1 protein-coding gene is annotated in these 550 nt (G+C 58.4%); it reads right to left on the reverse strand.

Annotation, left to right across the window (positions count from 1 at the left end; translation table 11 throughout):
• Nucleotides 1–550, reverse strand: a 550-nt coding sequence (locus tag FCK22_RS18025; protein ID WP_136720759.1) for an IS3 family transposase, incomplete at both ends; no start/stop codon positions are given.

Raw genomic sequence — 550 nt, forward strand, 5'->3', positions numbered from 1 at the left:
TCGGTGTGATGGATGCAGCCCTTGGGCGGCTGCCGCAGCGCAACAGCCATTTTCAATGCCCGGATTGCCAGGTCGCGCTTCATCCGGTTGCTCACCGCCCAACCGATCACCCGGCGTGAATGCAGATCGAGGATAACCGCGAGATACAACCACCCTTCACGGGTCCACACATAGCTGATGTCACCTGCCCACTTCTGATTGGGTCCCTCCGCCTGGAAGTCACGGTTCAGCAGGTTGGGCGCAATGTTGAAGGCGTGATTACTATCCGTTGTCACCTTGTATCTCTTCGATCTCTCGACCCGTATGCCATTCTCACGCATCAATCTGCCAACCCGACGATGGCCGACATTCAAGCCCAGCTCTTTCAATTCTTCCGTCATCCTCGGTCGTCCATAGCTGCCCAAGCTTAGACGGGATTGCTCCTTGATGTGGGCCAGCACGACCATGTCAGTCCTCTGTCTTTGGCTGGCAGGGCGGTTGCGATAGGCGCGCAGGCCGCGTGAGCTGACACCCAGCACGTCACACATCCGCTTGGCGCAGAAGGCGTGAC

This window comes from Sulfitobacter sp. 15WGC (assembly GCF_005068605.1).
In the GTDB taxonomy this organism is placed as follows: Bacteria; Pseudomonadota; Alphaproteobacteria; order Rhodobacterales; family Rhodobacteraceae; genus Sulfitobacter; species Sulfitobacter faviae.